Source organism: Bradyrhizobium sp. 132 (assembly GCF_023074185.1).
Classification (GTDB): domain Bacteria; phylum Pseudomonadota; class Alphaproteobacteria; order Rhizobiales; family Xanthobacteraceae; genus Bradyrhizobium.
Window position 1 is genome coordinate 400,702 of the sequence record NZ_JADPKY010000094.1, and the last position, 16,316, is coordinate 417,017.

The 16,316-nt window shown below is 64.2% G+C and carries 21 protein-coding genes and 2 pseudogenes; 11 read left to right on the forward strand and 12 right to left on the reverse strand.

Annotated features, from left to right (window positions below):
• Positions 1 to 6: 6 nt before the first annotated feature.
• The 4 genes from IVA74_RS17945 to IVA74_RS17960 all read right to left on the reverse strand — a co-directional run bounded on the left by IVA74_RS17945 (position 7) and on the right by IVA74_RS17960 (position 3,402).
• Complete coding sequence (locus IVA74_RS17945) at positions 7 to 828, reverse strand: GNAT family N-acetyltransferase (RefSeq protein ID WP_247346673.1); 822 nt, start codon at positions 826 to 828, stop codon at positions 7 to 9.
• Positions 815 to 1,852 carry an NAD(P)-dependent oxidoreductase gene (locus IVA74_RS17950; RefSeq protein WP_247346675.1) on the reverse strand — a complete coding sequence of 346 codons (1,038 nt, stop codon included), beginning with the start codon at positions 1,850 to 1,852 and terminating at the stop codon, positions 815 to 817. Before IVA74_RS17950 ends, IVA74_RS17945 begins: the two co-directional genes overlap by 14 nt.
• A gap of 47 nt (positions 1,853 to 1,899) precedes the next feature.
• On the reverse strand, positions 1,900 to 2,670 hold the full coding sequence (locus IVA74_RS17955; protein WP_247346677.1) for an ABC transporter permease: 771 nt from the start codon (positions 2,668 to 2,670) through the stop codon (positions 1,900 to 1,902).
• 84 nt (positions 2,671 to 2,754) lie between these two features.
• On the reverse strand, positions 2,755 to 3,402 hold the full coding sequence (locus tag IVA74_RS17960) for a TetR/AcrR family transcriptional regulator (protein ID WP_247346687.1): 648 nt from the start codon (positions 3,400 to 3,402) through the stop codon (positions 2,755 to 2,757).
• Positions 3,403 to 3,503: 101 nt separating this feature from the next.
• On the opposite strand from IVA74_RS17960, the gene IVA74_RS17965 reads away from it, so the two are divergent.
• From IVA74_RS17965 to IVA74_RS17985, 5 genes are all read left to right on the forward strand, one after another.
• The gene (locus tag IVA74_RS17965) at positions 3,504 to 4,520 is read left to right on the forward strand and encodes an ABC transporter substrate-binding protein (RefSeq protein WP_247346690.1); all 1,017 of its coding nucleotides are present in this window, start codon (positions 3,504 to 3,506) and stop codon (positions 4,518 to 4,520) included.
• A gap of 211 nt (positions 4,521 to 4,731) precedes the next feature.
• On the forward strand, positions 4,732 to 5,430 hold the full coding sequence (gene minC / locus IVA74_RS17970; RefSeq protein WP_247346702.1) for a septum site-determining protein MinC: 699 nt from the start codon (positions 4,732 to 4,734) through the stop codon (positions 5,428 to 5,430).
• 21 nt (positions 5,431 to 5,451) lie between these two features.
• Positions 5,452 to 6,267: a septum site-determining protein MinD gene (gene minD, locus IVA74_RS17975; protein WP_247346704.1), complete on the forward strand. Its 816-nt coding sequence runs from the start codon at positions 5,452 to 5,454 to the stop codon at positions 6,265 to 6,267.
• Positions 6,264 to 6,545 carry a cell division topological specificity factor MinE gene (gene minE / locus IVA74_RS17980; RefSeq protein ID WP_247346707.1) on the forward strand — a complete coding sequence of 94 codons (282 nt, stop codon included), beginning with the start codon at positions 6,264 to 6,266 and terminating at the stop codon, positions 6,543 to 6,545. Before minD ends, minE begins: the two co-directional genes overlap by 4 nt.
• A gap of 200 nt (positions 6,546 to 6,745) precedes the next feature.
• Complete coding sequence (locus tag IVA74_RS17985) at positions 6,746 to 6,931, forward strand: hypothetical protein (RefSeq protein ID WP_247346709.1); 186 nt, start codon at positions 6,746 to 6,748, stop codon at positions 6,929 to 6,931.
• A gap of 13 nt (positions 6,932 to 6,944) precedes the next feature.
• Here IVA74_RS17985 and IVA74_RS17990 read toward each other — a convergent pair whose 3' ends face one another.
• The 4 genes from IVA74_RS17990 to IVA74_RS18005 form a co-directional block, all read right to left on the reverse strand.
• Positions 6,945 to 7,190 carry a hypothetical protein gene (locus IVA74_RS17990; RefSeq protein ID WP_247346711.1) on the reverse strand — a complete coding sequence of 82 codons (246 nt, stop codon included), beginning with the start codon at positions 7,188 to 7,190 and terminating at the stop codon, positions 6,945 to 6,947.
• Between the two features lie 116 nt (positions 7,191 to 7,306).
• Positions 7,307 to 7,696: a hypothetical protein gene (locus IVA74_RS17995; RefSeq protein WP_247346714.1), complete on the reverse strand. Its 390-nt coding sequence runs from the start codon at positions 7,694 to 7,696 to the stop codon at positions 7,307 to 7,309.
• Between the two features lie 91 nt (positions 7,697 to 7,787).
• Positions 7,788 to 8,018 carry a hypothetical protein gene (locus tag IVA74_RS18000; RefSeq protein WP_211396093.1) on the reverse strand — a complete coding sequence of 77 codons (231 nt, stop codon included), beginning with the start codon at positions 8,016 to 8,018 and terminating at the stop codon, positions 7,788 to 7,790.
• Between the two features lie 379 nt (positions 8,019 to 8,397).
• Positions 8,398 to 9,408 carry a hypothetical protein gene (locus tag IVA74_RS18005; protein WP_247346716.1) on the reverse strand — a complete coding sequence of 337 codons (1,011 nt, stop codon included), beginning with the start codon at positions 9,406 to 9,408 and terminating at the stop codon, positions 8,398 to 8,400.
• A gap of 319 nt (positions 9,409 to 9,727) precedes the next feature.
• Between IVA74_RS18005 and IVA74_RS18010 the strand changes: the two genes are divergently transcribed.
• Positions 9,728 to 10,345: a L,D-transpeptidase gene (locus IVA74_RS18010; protein WP_247346795.1), complete on the forward strand. Its 618-nt coding sequence runs from the start codon at positions 9,728 to 9,730 to the stop codon at positions 10,343 to 10,345.
• A gap of 7 nt (positions 10,346 to 10,352) precedes the next feature.
• Here the strand turns inward: IVA74_RS18010 and IVA74_RS18015 are convergent, their stop codons facing one another.
• Entirely contained in the window at positions 10,353 to 10,784 is a 432-nt protein-coding gene (locus IVA74_RS18015) for a hypothetical protein (protein WP_247346719.1), read from the reverse strand.
• Positions 10,785 to 10,905: 121 nt separating this feature from the next.
• Positions 10,906 to 11,370 (reverse strand): MarR family winged helix-turn-helix transcriptional regulator, encoded by a 465-nt coding sequence (locus tag IVA74_RS18020; RefSeq protein WP_247346721.1) that lies wholly within the window; start codon positions 11,368 to 11,370, stop codon positions 10,906 to 10,908.
• 103 nt (positions 11,371 to 11,473) lie between these two features.
• On the opposite strand from IVA74_RS18020, the gene IVA74_RS18025 reads away from it, so the two are divergent.
• From IVA74_RS18025 to IVA74_RS18035, 3 genes are all read left to right on the forward strand, one after another.
• Positions 11,474 to 13,396, forward strand: a complete 1,923-nt coding sequence (locus IVA74_RS18025) for an FAD-binding monooxygenase (protein WP_247346723.1) — start codon at positions 11,474 to 11,476, stop codon at positions 13,394 to 13,396.
• A 155-nt stretch (positions 13,397 to 13,551) separates the two neighbouring features.
• A complete protein-coding gene (locus IVA74_RS18030; RefSeq protein WP_247346725.1) occupies positions 13,552 to 14,520 on the forward strand; it encodes an SH3 domain-containing protein in 969 nt (322 codons plus the stop codon).
• A 223-nt stretch (positions 14,521 to 14,743) separates the two neighbouring features.
• Positions 14,744 to 14,971: a hypothetical protein gene (locus IVA74_RS18035; RefSeq protein ID WP_247346738.1), complete on the forward strand. Its 228-nt coding sequence runs from the start codon at positions 14,744 to 14,746 to the stop codon at positions 14,969 to 14,971.
• Between the two features lie 19 nt (positions 14,972 to 14,990).
• Here the strand turns inward: IVA74_RS18035 and IVA74_RS18040 are convergent.
• A pseudogene (locus tag IVA74_RS18040) lies at positions 14,991 to 15,244 on the reverse strand (DUF3551 domain-containing protein).
• Between IVA74_RS18040 and IVA74_RS18045 the strand changes: the two are divergent.
• Both IVA74_RS18045 and IVA74_RS18050 read left to right on the forward strand, forming a co-directional pair.
• Complete coding sequence (locus tag IVA74_RS18045) at positions 15,167 to 15,586, forward strand: hypothetical protein (protein ID WP_247346801.1); 420 nt, start codon at positions 15,167 to 15,169, stop codon at positions 15,584 to 15,586. The pseudogene IVA74_RS18040 and the gene IVA74_RS18045 overlap by 78 nt on opposite strands.
• Positions 15,587 to 15,721: 135 nt before the next feature.
• On the forward strand, positions 15,722 to 16,033 hold the full coding sequence (locus tag IVA74_RS18050) for a hypothetical protein (protein ID WP_247346797.1): 312 nt from the start codon (positions 15,722 to 15,724) through the stop codon (positions 16,031 to 16,033).
• Positions 16,034 to 16,049: 16 nt separating this feature from the next.
• On the opposite strand, the pseudogene IVA74_RS18055 reads toward IVA74_RS18050, so the two are convergent.
• Positions 16,050 to 16,220 (reverse strand): annotated as a pseudogene (locus IVA74_RS18055) (TetR/AcrR family transcriptional regulator); the annotation flags it as partial.
• Positions 16,221 to 16,316: the final 96 nt, after the last annotated feature.

The following is a 16,316-nucleotide window of genomic DNA, read 5'->3' on the forward strand; positions in this document are numbered from 1 at the left end:
GATGTCCTATCCGAATTCAGGGCCGGCGACGGCGAATGGCATGTCTTCCCCCGCGGCAGTGGCGGGGCCGAACCGCATGCGCTGGAACGGCCGCTCGATGGTCCAGCCCGATGCGGTCAATCCTTCAGGGAATTCGCCTTGCGCCGCGACGGCGTCGAGCAGCAGCGGTCCGCTCTCCGATTGCGCGATCGCATCGACCAGGGTCAGCGCAGCTGTAGGGTCGTCGGCAAACAGGGGGCCGATATGGCGCGCGGTGCGTCCGTCGCGAACCAGCGCGATGGCGCCGTTCGCAGAGACGATACGTGAGCCGGGGCGCCGCGCAAAGGCAGAGAGCAGGGCGGTGCGATCAAAACCGGTAGCCCGCAGGTCCCGGGCACGAAGCGCGTCCAGCGTCGCGGATGAAGGTGCCTGCGCGGCCGCGTGACCTGATTTCACCAGCTTCAGGCGGCGCAATTGCAGCGTCGGCGTGAACCCGAGCGGTCCATAGACGGCGACGCCGTCGGGCGTCGCATCGAGCCAGCTCGTCAGGCCGTTTTTGCACGCCGTCTCCAGGCAGGCATCGACCAGACGCGTTGCGAGGCCACGGCGGCGGTGCGTTGCCGACACCAGCACCATACTGATCCAGGCGTTGTTGCCGGGGTAGGGGAGTAAAGCCGCCGTAGCGACCAGTCGCGCGCTGTCGCGGATGCCGAATACGATGCCTTCGTGCAGGAAGATGCGCCAGTCCTCCTCGGTCTGGTTCCAGTGTGCTTCCGTCGAGAGGAGCAGGCCCGCAGCGGCGTCTTTGACGCCGAGTTTGATGACGGGCAGGCCGTCAGTAGCGTCCATCGCGCACCTCGTACTTGGTGGGCTTGCCGAGGCTCGGCATGGCGCGGGACACCCAGTCCGCCGTCCAGGTGATCAACTGCTCGGTGTCGACGACGGGCAGGCCGAACAGCTCGACCGCCTTGGACGTGTCGGTCAGCCACGCCGTCGGCTCTTCCTTGCCTGTCAGCACCGGGGCACGGCCGAACCTTGCGCCGAATTTTTGCGCGAGATCGCGCACCGCCAAAATCTCGTGGCCGCTGACATTGATCGGCGAGGTCGGCGCCGTGCAATGCGAGAGGCAACGCAGCGCCTGCGACGAGGCATCGCCCTGCCAGATGAAATTGACATGACTGATGCTGACGTCGATTGGCGTGCCCGTGAGCACTTTCACGGCGATGTCGTGCAGCACGCCATAGCGCATGTCGATCGCATAATTGAGGCGGAACAGCCGTCCGGGCGTTCCGAATTTGCGCGAAAAATATTCGAACATGCGTTCGCGGCCGACGCAGGACTGGGCGTATTCGCCGGGCGGGTTCGGTGGCATGTCCTCGGTCGCGCCTTTGCCGTCCACGGGAACGAACGGATAGATGCAGCCGGTCGAGAACGCCACGATCCGCGACGACGGGAAGGCCTGGGCGACCAGCGCGGGCACGTGCGCATTCATCGCCCAGGTCAGCGACAGATCACCCTCCGCGCCGAATTTGCGGCCGGCCATGAAGACGATGTTGGGCGCCTTCGGCAGCGCCTGAACTGCGGTCTCGTCCATCAAATCGCAATTGATCGTCTCGACGCCGCGCGCGTGAAGCCAGTCCTTGACGCTTGCGTCGCTGAAGCGGGCGACGCCGATAACACGGCGATCGGGCACCGCGGCTTTTGCGAGCCCCGCCAAGGTCGGTCCCATCTTGCCGGCCACGCCGAGGATCATGATGTCGCCCCTGACCTTGGCGAGGTCGTCGATCAATGCCTGCGTTGGGCGGCACAGGAGATCGTCGAGCGCGGCGATATCGGGGATGGTCTTCGGCAGGTTCTGGCGGGTGAGGAGCATGGATCTGGTCCTTGGTCTTTAAGTCTGCCGTTTTCAGGTTTGTGTTTTCAGGTTTGTCTTGCGTCGCCGACCACGAACATGCGTTCGAGGACGAGAACCAAGCCATAGAGAGCGACGCCGAGCAGCGTCAGCAGCACGACGGCCATCACCATCGCGGGCGTGTCGAGCGACGACTGCACCTGGATCATGAGGTAGCCGAGCCCGCGCTCGGAGGCGATGAACTCGCCGACGATGGCGCCGGCGACCGCGAGGATGGCCCCGACCTTCATGCCGGAGAATATGTAGGGCAGCGATCCCGGCAGCTGGATCTTGCGGAACAGCGTCCAGCGCGAGCCGCGCAGCGATTTGACGAGATCGAGCAGATCAGGTTCGACCTCGCGCAAGCCCCGCGCGGTGGTGAGCAGGATCGGAAAGAAGCAGATGCTGAAGGCGATCAAGATGTTCGGCACGATGCCGTAGGAGAACCAGACGATGAGGAGCGGGCCGAGCGCCACTTTCGGAATCATGTTCAGCGTCACGAACAGCGGCAGCAGCACGAGGCTGAGCAGCGGCGCCCAGCTGAATATGACGGCCAGCGCGACGCCGACGAATGCGCCGAGCGCAAAGCCGCCGAGGATCTCGATCGCCGTCACCAGCGTATTGGCGCCCCAGGCGTAGGTAGCGGTGCCAAGCGTCTGGATTGTCGCCAGCGGTGAGGGCAGGATGAATTTCGGCACGTGGAAGGCATCCACCATGACCTGCCAGAGCACGAGCACGGCGAGATGCACGATCAGGACGATCGCAAAGCTGCGCGTATTGCGGGCGCCGTCTCCTGCCACCGGTTGCTCCCTGTTGCCAGCGGCCGCCTTGCCGCTGGTCGCAAGCCTAACCGGCCTTGAGGAGAGTTTCAACCAGTTGGTTGATTACGGCCGAAGCGAATGCAGCACGAGATCGGCGACGTGCCGGCGGCGGGCGCGGCGCGCGGCCCGGCTCGACAGGTCCTTGCCGAAGATCGCCGACAGCGTCGGCGTATTCGAGAGATAGAAATAGCCGAGGCCCGCAATGGAGATATAGAGCTGGATCGGGTCGATCCCCTTGCGGAACATTCCGGCGCGGACGCCCTCGTGAAGGATGTGGGACACGCTCTTCACCAGCGGCGAATGCATCGCCTCCAGCCGCGTCGAGCCGCGGACATGGCGGGCGCCGCCGCGGTTCTCGTCGTTCAGAAGCACGATGAAATCGGGGTTTGCCGCGAGGTAATCGAACGAGGCCTCGATCAGTTTGCGGATCGCCTTTTCCGGCGGCAAGCCCTCGAGATTGAGCTGGCGCTCCTGCTCGCGGATATCGGCGTAAACCCATTCGAGCACAGCAAGATAGAGCGAATCCTTGTCGCCGAAGTAGTGGTAGACGAGCTGCTTGTTGACGCCGGCGCGCTCGGCGATCTCGTCGACGCGGGCGCCGGCAAAGCCGTGCCGGGCGAACTCCTCGCGCGCCGCGGTGAGCAGCTTCTTGCGTGTGGCGACGGGGTCGCGCCGCTGCGGCACGGTGTCGCCTGAACGTTTTGCGGGCATTTCCAACCAAACAGTTGACAAGTGGAGGGCGGCCTTGTTGCATTGGTATCCTCACGGGGGGAGAGCGACAAGCCGGGTCGCGGGCAACGAGGAGAGATGCGATGAAGCGTTTGCAGGCGGCGGGCTCGGCCCTGGCTTTGGCCCTGATGCTCGGTTCACCGGTCGTGCCGGCGACCGCGGGCGAGGCGGTCAATCTGATCCTGAACTGGACGCCGACCGCCGATCACTCGCCCTATTATTACGCCAAGGCGCAAGGCTGGTACGAGAAGGCGGGCATCGACCTGACCATCGAGGTCGGCAAGGGCTCCGGCGTCTCCGCCGCCAAGGTCGGCTCCGGCGGCTCGCCCTTCGGCGTCGCCGATCTTGCCACCATGCTGGTAGCCAAGAGCAAGGGTGCCGACACCGTTGCCGTGATGAGCGTCTACGCCAACACCGGCCAGACCTTCTATTGGCTGAAGAGCTACGGCGTGAACGGGGTGAAGGATTTTGCCGGCCACAAGATCGGTAACCCACCCGGTGATGCTTCGCGGGTGATGTGGCCGGCCTTTGCGAAGGCCGCAGGGCTCGCACCCGATTCCGTCAGCTTCGTCAATATCGGGCCGACTGCGAAGATCGCGGCGCTCAAGAGCCACACCGTCGATATCATCAGCGACTTCTACAACGAGCACGATTTGAAGGTGATCGAGTTCGGGCCCGATCTCGGCTACGTCAACTGGAAGGACATCGGGCTCAATCCGTACGGCAATTCCTTGATCGTCAACGGCGCCTATTTGCAGAAGAACCCGAAGCTGGTCGAGGATTTCGTGCGCGTCACGCAAAAGGCCTTTGCGACTTGCGTCGCCGACGCCGCACCCTGCCTGAAGGCGCTGCTCGAGCAGGTCTCTGGTCTCGACAAGGAGAACCAGGAGCGCCAGTGGGAGCGCATCAAGTTCTTGATGACGGACGAATTCACGACGACGAAGTCGCTCGGCTGGATCGACGGCGAGCGGATGAAGAAGGACTACGAGCTGGTCCAAACCTATCTCGGCATGGAGAAGCCGTTCGACGTGACTGCAGCGTTCACGACCAAGATGCTGGATCCCGCCATCAAGATGGATGCGAGCAAGGTGAAGAAGTAGGGGGGCGTCCCGTCATTGCGAAGGCGGCGTGCGCCGCATTCTGATCTCGTGCCCTGGACGCAGCGCAGCAACGCTTGCGCGTTGCAGCGCGTCCGGGACACGAGGCGCGATTACCGGCCGCCTCCACGTAACCCCGCGGAGAAATTAACCAGCCATTAACCATATCGGCCGCATCGTTAACCATTCAATAACTGGGAACGAGTCGGCCGATATGGAGGCTGCAGTAAAACCTCAACGCCAAATGGTACGCCTGCGCGGGCGCTCCTATGTGGCCTTCGTGTTCGTGCCGACGGTTCCGATCCAGGACTGGCTGCAGGAAATCGACACCACCATCGCGCGCTCGCCGGGCTTTTTTGCCGGCAGGCCCGTGGTGATCGATCTGTCCTCGGTCGATCTCAGCCAATCCGGCATCGGCCATCTGCTCACCAGCCTGCAGGACCGCAACATCCGCGTGCTCGGCATCGAGGGTGTGGAGGAGGCGCGGTTGACGCCGACGATGCCGCCGCTGCTGTCGGGCGGGCGGAGCTGCGTGGTCGAGCCGAGCGCGCCCAAGAAGCCTGAGGCCAAGGTCGAGACCAAGCCGACCTCGCTGCTGCTCGAAACTCCGGTGCGCTCCGGCCAGACCGTGATCTTCCCCGAAGGCGACGTTACCATTTTGGGTTCGGTCGGCTCCGGCGCCGAAGTCGTCGCCGGCGGCTCCATCCATATCTACGGCGCGCTGCGCGGCCGCGCCATGGCGGGCGTGAACGGTCACACCAGCGCGCGCATCTACTGCCAGAAGATCGAGGCCGAACTGCTTGCAATCGATGGGTTTTATCAGACCGCCGACGATATCGACGCCGCCCTGCGCGGCAAGCCGGCCCAGGCCTGGCTGCAGGGCAACACCATGCGAATTACGGCACTGAACTGACCAGCAAAGGAGATATTTCAGATGAGTAAAGTACTGGTCGTGACATCAGGCAAGGGGGGCGTCGGCAAGACGACGACGACCGCCGCGCTGGGGGCTGCGCTGGCGCAACGCGGCGACAAGGTCGTCGTCGTCGATTTCGACGTCGGCTTGCGCAACCTCGACCTTGTGATGGGCGCCGAGCGCCGGGTCGTGTTTGACCTCATCAACGTGGTGCAGGGCGTGGCCAAGCTGCCGCAGGCGCTGATCCGGGACAAGCGGCTCGAAAACCTCTGGCTGCTGCCGGCCTCGCAAACCCGCGACAAGGACGCGCTGACGGAGGAGGGCGTGGGCAAGGTCATTGACGATTTGCGCGGCCGCTTCGACTGGGTGATCTGCGACAGCCCGGCCGGCATCGAGCGCGGCGCCTCGATGGCGATGCGCTTTGCCGATGAGGCCGTGATCGTCACCAATCCCGAAGTCTCATCGGTGCGCGATTCCGACCGCATCATCGGTATGCTCGATTCCAAGACGGTACGGGCCGAGAAGGGCGAGCGCGTCGAGAAGCACATCCTCATCACGCGCTACGATCCCTCGCGCGCCGCGCGCGGAGAGATGCTGACCATCGAGGACATCCTCGAAATCCTCGCGACCCCCTTGCTCGGCATTATCCCCGAGAGCCAGGACGTGTTGAAGGCCTCCAACGTTGGCACACCGGTGACGTTGTCGAACGCGGACGGCGCACCCGCGCGGGCCTATATCGACGCGGCGCGGCGACTGTGCGGCGACACCGTGCCGATGCAGGTGCCGACCGAGCGCAAGGGCTTCATGGATCGTCTGCTGCGACGGAGGGCTGCATGAGCATGGGTCTGCTTCGGCTTCTCCGCGGCAAAAAGGCTTCGGCACCCGTCGCTCGCGAACGGCTGCAGATCCTGCTTGCCCATGAGCGCGGACTGCGCGGCCAGCCCGATCTGCTCGGTGTGCTGCGTGAGGAAATTCTCGCCGTCGTCTCCAGGCACGTCACGCTGGATCCGACCAAGGTCATCGTCCGGCTCGATCGCGGCGACGAAGTGTCGACCCTGGAGGTCGATATCGAAGTGCCCAACGACTTCGAGCGCAAGCGGGTGGCGGTCGCATAGGGACGCGGCCGAAGGCCCGTCAAGTTTGGGGTGGGTGATAGGGCGGTCCGCTGGGCATAGCGGGCCGCCTTTGTCATTTGTGTTAGTTCGGCCGATGTGATCGGCACCTGGCGGAACGGGACTTGCGGCGAAATCGTTGTCAACCATCCGCGGAACAGCAGGAGCGATGCACCGCGGTTTCGTCAAACGGGAGAGCGCCCATGATGACCGAGGTCCAGGTCCATACCGTCGCGCGCCAGATGCTGGAACAGCATGGTTTCGCGGCGATTGCGAAGGCCGCCGAGCAGGCCCAGGCTTGCGAGGGCCGCGGCGAGGCCGATGACGCCAAAGAGTGGCGTCACATCGCCGACGCGATGAAGATCATGCGCGGTCCGCACCAGAGCTGACACTCCCGCGCGCTCATCGCTCGCCGCGGTCGGCGCCCTGCGGCGTGCGATTCTGGGTCTGCGGCTGGCTGCGCTCGCCTGTCTCCTTGCAGGGCAGCGGTTCCCATGAGCCGTCTGGCGCCTGCTGATAGGCGCTGCAGGATGGGGACGCGGACTTGTCCTCGCCCTTCTGGGCGTCGGAGTTCTTCGCCAGCACCGGCGCAGTGAGCACCGTAGCGAGGACAAACGCTCCGGCGAAAGCGACATGCATGTTCCGCATGAGGGGTCTCCTGTTCGAGGTCGAAGGGATCCTGCATGCTGGCAAGAATTGTGACAATTATTAGCCGCGACAGCGCCTTCGCCGTCGCGTGCTTAACGCCGTGAGAAACCGCCTTGCTAGCCGCCCTTGCTGCGGATCAGGCCGGCGAGGTTGGTCTTTTGGGCTTCGCACCAGCTGGGCATGCCAAGACGGCGCTGGTTGAGATCGGTCGCCTGGGTGGCCACCGCGACCTCGGCCATCAAATCGTCGTCCTGCTTCTCGCCCATCTTGCCACCGGTGTGCATCCAGGCGATCGCCTTGCGCACCTTCTCGGTGGTGCCGTCGGGCAACTGCATCTGCTCCGCCTTCTGCACCAGATCCTGGTAGACGACATCCGTGCCCGGACATTCGACCTTGGCGGCGAAGGCCTGCAAGACCAACGTCACATAGGTCGAACGCGGATGGTCGGCCGCTTGAGCCGGCGCCGCCAGCAGCAACAGGGCCGTCATCAGAAAACCAGTGCGCATCCTTGGTACCTCCCCGCATTTTTGGGAAGGCTAGCGGCTGGAGCGCCGCTCCGCAATGGGATAGCGCGCGGCCGCGAGGCCGGCCGGCGAGCTAGCGTTGCCAGGCCGGCACGGGATCGAGCGGTGTGCGGTAGACCTCGTTGTGATCGCGGTCGGTGACGCGCACAGCGCAACCCTTGCGTTGCAACTCCGGCTTCACCTGCGAAAGTTCGGTGGCCAGTTGGTCGGCGCGGTCGGAAGCACCCTCGATGTCTTCGAGGATGATTCCGCCCTGGTTCTTGAACTCTTCACCAACCACGAGATCGAAGGAATAGTAAGGCATTCGAATTCCCCGGTATGACGAATTGAGCTTCGGGTGGACGTTTCAACACGTGACCGATGGTACCACTGAGTCGATGTTTATCGCATGAACGGCGCGCGCAATCTCTGTGCTTATGGCGCAGAAATGATGTGCAACATTCAAGTGCGTTAAGATTTTATTAAATATGTCGGCGCGATCATGAGGCATGGAATTGCAGCAGAACCGGGCTCCGGGAACCGGCAGCCGCAAGAGAAGGCCGCCGGCATAGATCCCGACGGCCTTTTCTCTTGATGCGAAACGCGCGAAGCGTCGCTTCCCGTAGTTGCCCGGACTCAACGCATCATATCGACTCGGACAGCGTCCTTAGTCGCAACCCTCTGCATCGTCGCGTGACGATCGTTCAGCGCAGCGGCATTGGCGGACGCACGACAGGTCCATCGTCGTCGGCAACGGCTTGCGTCGTTATGGGCGCAGCTGGCGGTGGGACCGCGGCCGCCTGCGAAGGCGGCGGTGCGAGCGGCGCAGGCGAATAAGCTGGCATGTAAGTCTGCGACACGGCCGGCTTCGGCTTGCGAACCGGCGGCGCCGGAGGCCGCGCGGACACGCGCGCGCGCGGATCGACGGGCGGCCTTGCATCGGCCACCGGCTTTGGCGCGGGCGGCTTCGCCATCTCGCGCGCCATCTGCTCCTGTCCGGCCTTCAACTCGGCGATGTTGACCTTGAGCTGCTCGATCTGCTGCGCCATCGCGGCGAGATCGCGCGTCATCGATTGCACCGATTGTACAGGATCGGACTGTGTTGCCGTGGGCACGGCTGCTGCAACCTGAGTTGGAGGCGGCGCCACGGATTGATCGGTCGCTTGATCCGCTGCGGCTTGATCCGTTGCGGCCTGCTCCGCAGGTGGCGCGGCCTGCGCGGCGGCGACCGGTGCCGTCTGCGACGTCGAAGGCAGCAGCGACGCCAATGCCGGCGTCCATTCGGCCAGCAACTGTCTTGCGGTGTCGCCATGATTCTCCCAGGCGACAGTGGCGGCCGCGCTGCCGCCCGCAAACAGCAACGTGACGAAGGCGCCGCGCAACCATTTGCCGGCGGAGGATCGCTTCTGCCGGCCGCGACCATCACTGGCCGCGATGCGCACGGCGGTGTCGACCGAAGGCACCGCCGCCTGCGGCTCCGCGACAGGACTGAACCTCGGCTCCGGACCAACTTTGGACTTTGGCGTGAACGCCGGATCTATTTTGGGCTCCGGACGGGTCGTGATCTCAGGCGCGAATGTGGGCGCAACGCCGATGGCGCGAGAGGCCAGCACCATCTCGGGCGAAATCTGCACGGCGTCGTGCGGGTCATTGTTCGTGACTGTATCCTTCACGATCTCATCGACGATTTGCCGAGAGTTCAGCGTCGCGAGCATCGCAGCTCCTTTTGATGCCTTCGTCGTCCGCATTGGCGCGAGCCGATCGGTTGAGTTGAGCCCATCCAAATCTGACGAGCCAAGCACGATGCGCACGAGTCCAGCCGGATTTGACCAAAGCAAGGCGAGGGGATGGAGACTGTGCGACGCTCTTCCACCGTTTGTGGTGATGGAACCCGCTCGGTCAAACACGCGCACGTGTTCCGCAGTGCCTTGTTTTCAGCACGATTTGGGCAGCATCTGGTACCGCTGGGGGTGCTGCTATCGCTATCGGGGGCCAGCGGTGCCAAAATCTTTATTCGTTCTATTCGTCGTTGCCATGCTTCCGCTTGGCGGTTGCATGCAGGCGACACTTTCGCCATCAACGGATGCGAGCATGACGCCGCGCGACCGGCAGTTGCTGGCGCATGCGCCTTACGCGCAGGCGAACGTGCCCGAGCAATATCTCCGGCATATCGTCGATTATCCACGCAAGGAGCAGCCAGGTACGATCCTGGTCGATACCAATGCGCGCTACCTCTATTTCGTGCTGCCCGACGGCAAGGCGATGCGTTATGGCGTCGCGGTCGGCGAGGAAGCCATGGCGTTCTCCGGCGTGGCGCGGGTCGGCCGGTTGGCGGAATGGCCGGACTGGGTTCCGACAGCGGACATCCAGGCGCGGCTCGGACCCTATCCAGCGCGCGTCACCGGCGGTCCCGCCAATCCGCTGGGCGCACGGGGCATCTATCTCTATTCCGGCAACAAGGACACGCTCTACCGCATCCACGGCACCAACCAGCCGGAATATATCGGGCAGGCGATCTCGTCCGGATGCATCCGGATGCGCAACGAGGACGTGATCGATCTCTATGACCGGGTGAAGCTCAATTCAACGGTCGTGGTGTTACCGCCCGGACAGAGCGCGCAAGTCGAGGCGAGGCCCAGCTGGCGCGGGTGAGGTCGCCCTACTCCGCGGGCTGGGCAACGCGCCATTGCAGTGTCGTGGCATTGCCGTTGGTATCGCCCGGCGCCTTGTCGGCGGGCGAGGTGTAGAGCGGGCGATAGCGGTAGGCCCACATCTTGCTGCCGTCGTCGCGATTGATCACGGTGAAGTCGCCAACGGCCCTGGCGTCGGCCGTTGCGGCTAGCGGGATCCAGCTCTCGATGCACTTGCTGTTGCAGTTCGACGTCTTCCCGGTGGTGTCGCGTTCGTAATAATAGAGCGTCATTCCCCTGAGATCGACGAGCTTGGGACCCTTTTTGGTCAGGACGACTTTGGCTGGCGCGACCGCAGCCTCGACCTTCGGCGGGGCAGGGTCACCACCGCCATGGCCGTTTGCGAGTGCAGGGGCGGTCGAGAGCGCGACGGCCGCCGCGACAATGATGAACCTGGGCATCCAAAACTCCCGAACGGCAAAGTTAATCGCGCCTTAAGCGCAGAACGGTGCCGACAGTAGCAGCCGAACGTTAGTTCCAGGTTTCGCGGGTCTGCGACAAATACGGGCAAAAATACGAGGCCTAGGCCTGCACCTCGCGCAACGGGGCGCGGCTGAGCTCGTTGCCGGCGGCGATGACCTTGTGCAACAGCCGCATCAGCTCCTCACCTTCCTTCGCGCTGAGCCCGCGCAGCATGATGCGTTGCGCGGATTCGACGGCCGGCGTGATCTTGCGCAGGGTGCGGCGGCCTTCGTCGGTGATCTCGAGCTCGCGGGCACGGCGGTCGCGGCTCGAGGCCCGGCGCTCCGCGAGCCCCTTCAGCACGAGGCGGTCGATTACGCCGGTGATGGTGGTGCGGTCGTAGGCGATCAGGCCTGCCAGCGTTACCTGGTCGAGCCCCGGATTGGCCTTGATGGTCGCGAGCGCTGCGTATTGCACTGGCGTGAGGTCGAAGCCGGCATCCCCGACCTCGGCCAGAAACACCGCCACCGCGATCTGCTGGAACCGGCGCGCCAGATGTCCGGGCATGTCGCTGTTGTCTTTCACCGGATTCTCCGTTGGGGCAGGGACGGTTGGGGTCGTTGACAGGTATACTGATAGTCAGCATACTGAGCAATATCCAAACAGAACGTTTCGCGGAGAGGTGCTCATGCAATTCCATCTCAATGGATTTCAACCGGGCGACCCTGAAATCGCCGATCCCGCAGAACGCATTCAGGCTTCCTGCGCAGCGGGGGCCGTGCCTGACGAAGTGGATGTCCTCATCGTCGGCTGTGGCCCTGCGGGCCTGACGCTCGCCGCCCAGCTTGCGCAATTCCCTGACATCAAGACCTGCATCGTCGAGCAGAAGCCGGGGCGCCTGCTGGTCGGGCAGGCCGACGGCATCGCCTGCCGCACCATGGAGATGTTCCACGCCTTCGGCTTCAGCGAGCGCGTTCTGAAGGAAGCTTGCTGGGTCAACGAGACGACGTTCTGGAAGCCGGACGAACGGATTCCGGAAAACATCGTCCGCAGCGGCCGGGTGCAGGACGTCGAAGACGGGCTGTCGGAATTCCCGCACGTCATCCTCAACCAGGCGCGGATCCATGACGGCTTTCTTGACGTCATGCGCAAAGCGCCGGCCAAGCTCGAGCCGCATTACAGCCGACGCCTGCTCGATCTCGAGGTCAATCCGGCCGCGGGTCCCGCCGACCATGCCGTGACCGTGCGGCTCGAACGGGTCGATGCGGGGAACGAGGGCAAGGTCGAGACGATCAAGGCGCGCTACGTCGTCGGCTGTGACGGCGCGCGCAGCACGGCGCGCAAATCGATCGGCCGCGAGCTGCACGGCGATTCCGCCAATCATGCCTGGGGCGTGATGGACGTGCTGGCGGTGACCGATTTTCCGGACATCCGCTTCAAAGCCCTGATCCAGTCGTCGAAGGACGGCAGCCTGCTGATCATCCCGCGCGAAGGCGGCTACATGGTCCGCCTCTATGTCGAGCTCGCCAAGCTCGACATCGGCGAGCGCGTCGCCAATCGCAACATCACTGCCGAGGACGTGATCGCCAAGGCGCAGCGGATATTGAAGCCGCATACGCTCGAGGTGAAGGAGATCGCGTGGTGGTCGGTCTACGAGATCGGCCAGCGCCTGACCGACAAGTTCGACGACGTGCCGGAGGCCGAGATCAACTCGCGTCTGCCGCGGATCTTCATCGCCGGCGATGCCTGCCATACCCACAGCCCGAAAGCGGGGCAGGGCATGAACGTCTCGATGCAGGATGCCTTCAATCTCGGCTGGAAGCTCGCCGCCGTTTTGCGGAAGCAGTCTGCGCCAAGCCTGCTGCATTCCTATTCGGCCGAGCGCCAGGCGGTTGCGAAAGAGCTGATCGATTTCGACCGCGAATGGGCGGGCATTCTTGCGTCCGCCGCCAGGACCGGCGGCGCCGATGCCGCCAGGACGCAGGCCTATTTTGTGAAGCATGGCCGCTACACCGCGGGCACCGCGACGCATTACCGGCCGTCGGTTCTGACCGGAGCGACATCCCACCAGCATCTCGCGCAAGGCCTTGTCATCGGCACGCGCTTCCATTCCGCGCCGGTGATCCGGCTTGCGGACGCCAAGCCGGTCCATCTCGGTCACGCTGCGCAGGCGGATGGCCGCTTCCGCATCTACGCGTTTTCGCCTGCGGAAGATCCGGCGGCCGAGGGCTCGGCCATTCGCGCCTTGTGCAATTTCCTCTCCGAGGCGCGGGAGTCACCGGTCAGGCGCCATACGCCTGTCGGCGCCGACATCGACAGCGTGATGGACCTGCGGGCGGTGTTCCAGCAGGATCATCGCGAGCTCGCCATCGAGGCGATGCCCGCACTGCTGCTCCCGCGCAAAGGCCGCTACAGCTTGATCGACTACGAGAAGATGTTCTGTCCGGATCTCAAGAATGGTCAAGACGTTTTCACCATGCGCGGCATCGATCGCAAGGCCGGCTGCATGGTCGTGGTGCGGCCGGATCAATACGTCGCGACCGTGCTGCCGCTCGAGGATTTTGCGGCGCTTGCTGCGTACTTCGACGTCTTCATGCTGCAAGTGAATTGACGGGCCGCCACGGCGCTTGCGCGGTGTCTCGATGAACGGCGAATGAATATTGAACCGCGCGCGGTATTCGTCTCGATCTTTCGACGAATGAGACCATCGTACGCGGAACGCCCGTTCTGCTTGCGCGTTCCGACTCGAACGAGGAGGACTACGCCATGAGATTCCGAAGTGTGTTGTTAGCCGCATTGCTGCTCGCCCCGACGGCCGCACTGGCCGCACCGGGCATGGTCACCGTCTCGACTGGCCTGCGCGCCGGGCCGGGTTCGGGCTTTCCCCTGGTCGATCGCATTCCGGAGGGCGCCCGCGTCAACATCCATGGTTGCCTGCGCGGCAACGCTTGGTGCGACGTGAGCTTCTCGGATGACCGTGGCTGGGTGTCGTCGCAATATCTCGAATATCTCTACCGCAATCACTACGTCTATCTCCCCGACTATGTCGACGAGATCGACGTGCCCGTTGTCCCATTCGTGCTGACCTCGTATTGGTCGAGCTATTATCAAGGGCGGCCCTGGTATCGGCGGCATGCCCACTGGAATAGCTACTGGACCTCGCATCAGCGCGTGGCGACGCGGATGACGATCGATCCGCGCGCGGCTCGCATCGGCCGCGCGGCAACGCGCGATGCGGCGATCGCACTCGGGCGCAACGGTGCGCATGTTAGGGGTGCGGCTGCGGTCTCCGGTCGTGATGCCGTGACCTCACGGCACGACGCCGCCATCGCCAGGCACGAGACTGCGGTTACGACGGACCGAAGCCGTGCTGGACGAAGCGAGCGCATCGCGCATGAGCGGACCAATCTGCAGAGCCGCAATCCGCGCGATGCGCAGGCCCGCATCATGCACGAGCAGGCTGCGAGCCGCGCGGCCGTGCGTGCGCAGCCGATGGCGCGCCCGCATGAGACGCCGCGTGTATCAGCCGCGCCCGCAAGCCGCCGTGCGATGCCGCATGTTGCCCAGCCCAACGTCAGCCACGGCTCGCCGATGAATGCTCATGCCCAAATGCCGGCGCCGCGCGCGGCTGTGCCCGCGATGCCGCATGGCGGCGGCGGCGCTCCTCACATGAACGCCGCACCGCGCGGCGGTGCGCCGGCCGGCGGTCCTGGTGGCGGCCACCAAAAGCATTAAATCAGCCCAACGAAAGCCCGGCCCTCGCGCCGGGCTTTCTGCTCGGTCCGAACCGGTTCCCGGCGCGTCTAATTTAAGAAAGTTCTTCGCGAGCAGATTTCATCGATCGTAATATGTCTACCCAAAGCTGTAAGCATTCCACTCGGGGCAGCGGGGCACGGGAGGATAAACGATGAGACAGAGCCAGGCGGAGACGCGCCGCCAAAATGTCGCGAAGCGGTCGATGACCAAGGAGGCCAAGCAGCTGTCCGGACTGATTGCCGGACTGCGCCAATCCCTCGACGGGATTCACAAGGAGCGGTCCAGCATCAAACTATCCGGCGCCGAGATGGGCCTTCTCGACGAACGCCGAAACAATCTGCTGCTCACCATCGCAGCCCTCGACGACCGCCTTTCGGCGGTACAGGGGCTGATCGATCTCGGCCGTCCCCACATCATCCGCGTCCACTGATCGAAGCGCAGACCTGATGCTATCGGATTCGTCGCGGCGGCGACGGAACCGGGCTCAGCTGCCGGCTCTGCGCGGCATAAGGATTGGCGTAGCACTGGGCGGATTGCCCGGAAGCGGTCGCGGCGCACTGCGCGACGTCGCAAAACTGCAATCGATGCTGCGGCCGTCGATGGTGTAGATCTCGATGCAGACGGAATGGCGCGGATCGTAGGTCTGCGCGGCTGTCGGCGCCACGCCGGGCAAGCCCGCTCCAAGCAAGCCCGCGGCAAGCAGATAGTGTTCCTGATATGGCGCACGATCGACCTCCCTCGTTCGGCCGGAACCAAGCCACAAAGCTGCTGTGGATGGCATCAAATTGCCACGCTCCCGGCGAATTGCCGACAAAGCCCGCTGCCACGAGGAGAACGGGTGCAGGGCAACGCTAGGGGATGCGCATTGGCCTATAAGATGATCGCAGAACGCGACAACGAGAAGTGCAGTTATGCCCGCGAAAGCCGGTTGCTCATCGTGGCGAAGGCAAAGGTTTGGGCGAGCGAGGGATGGAAGGTTGTCATCACCGACCAGGACGGCAAGGCCTACGCGCCGCCCGAATTCGATCAGCTATTGGCGGCCTGACCGCAACACGGGGCTGCTTCTTCTTTTGACGCGTTTTCTTTGCGCGAACCGGTATATCCATTTCGCTCGAAAACGCACCAGGGGACGATATTGATTCCGCTATTTCGACCGGGGCGCAACGTGATCGTGCCCGTGATGGCTCTTGCCGCCGCCGTCCTGACGGCGACAGTTGCCGCCGCGCAAAATCTCGATGCCGGCAAGTCGCCGCAAAAGCTCTTCGCCGATGGTTGCACGACCTGCCATCGCAGCCCGCGCGGCCTTGCCAAGGGGCGCTTCAGCCTGACGCTGTCCTGGTTCCTGAAGGACCATTACGCTACCAGTTCGGACACGGCCAAGGCGCTCGCGGCGTATCTGGAATCGGTCGACACGCCGCCGCCGCGAGCCGCGGCCAAACCGGGTGCAAAGCGATCCGCGCCGCGTCCTTCCAAGCCGTCGCAAAGCCAATAGGCGTGGGCCGGTTCGGCTAGGCGCGCCGATAGGTCTGCGCGAGCAGCCCTGCGTGGACGGCGCGGAGGTCGGCGCTCATGCGCGTTTGTCCCGTCGTAACATAGGACAGCCAGGCGCCGTCGGCGGCGAGGCGGACGACGTGGAGTTCGGGCGTGCCGTCGGTCGCACGGTGGCGCTTCAGCCGCGCCGGAAGAAGCGCGGAGCGAGGCGGAGATCGCGATCTATGCCGATGCCATGGCCGACATGTTCGGCGCTTACGAGGCTGGCGCGGCGGGCTACACTT

Excerpts from the sequence above, each read along its gene's own strand:
- minD (WP_247346704.1), top strand. The coding sequence starts at position 5,452 with ATGAGTAAAGTACTGGTCGTGACATCAGGCAAGGGGGGCGTCGGCAAG.
- IVA74_RS17965 (WP_247346690.1), top strand. The coding sequence starts at position 3,504 with ATGAAGCGTTTGCAGGCGGCGGGCTCGGCCCTGGCTTTGGCCCTGATG.
- minC (WP_247346702.1), top strand. The coding sequence starts at position 4,732 with ATGGAGGCTGCAGTAAAACCTCAACGCCAAATGGTACGCCTGCGCGGG.
- IVA74_RS18025 (WP_247346723.1), top strand. The coding sequence starts at position 11,474 with ATGCAATTCCATCTCAATGGATTTCAACCGGGCGACCCTGAAATCGCC.
- IVA74_RS18045 (WP_247346801.1), top strand. The coding sequence starts at position 15,167 with ATGGCGCGGATCGTAGGTCTGCGCGGCTGTCGGCGCCACGCCGGGCAA.
- IVA74_RS18030 (WP_247346725.1), top strand. The coding sequence starts at position 13,552 with ATGAGATTCCGAAGTGTGTTGTTAGCCGCATTGCTGCTCGCCCCGACG.
- IVA74_RS18015 (WP_247346719.1), bottom strand. The coding sequence starts at position 10,784 with ATGCCCAGGTTCATCATTGTCGCGGCGGCCGTCGCGCTCTCGACCGCC.
- IVA74_RS18035 (WP_247346738.1), top strand. The coding sequence starts at position 14,744 with ATGACCAAGGAGGCCAAGCAGCTGTCCGGACTGATTGCCGGACTGCGC.
- IVA74_RS18000 (WP_211396093.1), bottom strand. The coding sequence starts at position 8,018 with ATGCCTTACTATTCCTTCGATCTCGTGGTTGGTGAAGAGTTCAAGAAC.
- IVA74_RS17950 (WP_247346675.1), bottom strand. The coding sequence starts at position 1,852 with ATGCTCCTCACCCGCCAGAACCTGCCGAAGACCATCCCCGATATCGCC.
- IVA74_RS17945 (WP_247346673.1), bottom strand. The coding sequence starts at position 828 with ATGGACGCTACTGACGGCCTGCCCGTCATCAAACTCGGCGTCAAAGAC.
- IVA74_RS18010 (WP_247346795.1), top strand. The coding sequence starts at position 9,728 with ATGCTTCCGCTTGGCGGTTGCATGCAGGCGACACTTTCGCCATCAACG.
- IVA74_RS17985 (WP_247346709.1), top strand. The coding sequence starts at position 6,746 with ATGATGACCGAGGTCCAGGTCCATACCGTCGCGCGCCAGATGCTGGAA.
- IVA74_RS18050 (WP_247346797.1), top strand. The coding sequence starts at position 15,722 with ATGGCTCTTGCCGCCGCCGTCCTGACGGCGACAGTTGCCGCCGCGCAA.
- IVA74_RS17990 (WP_247346711.1), bottom strand. The coding sequence starts at position 7,190 with ATGCGGAACATGCATGTCGCTTTCGCCGGAGCGTTTGTCCTCGCTACG.
- minE (WP_247346707.1), top strand. The coding sequence starts at position 6,264 with ATGAGCATGGGTCTGCTTCGGCTTCTCCGCGGCAAAAAGGCTTCGGCA.
- IVA74_RS17960 (WP_247346687.1), bottom strand. The coding sequence starts at position 3,402 with ATGCCCGCAAAACGTTCAGGCGACACCGTGCCGCAGCGGCGCGACCCC.
- IVA74_RS18005 (WP_247346716.1), bottom strand. The coding sequence starts at position 9,408 with ATGCTCGCGACGCTGAACTCTCGGCAAATCGTCGATGAGATCGTGAAG.
- IVA74_RS17995 (WP_247346714.1), bottom strand. The coding sequence starts at position 7,696 with ATGCGCACTGGTTTTCTGATGACGGCCCTGTTGCTGCTGGCGGCGCCG.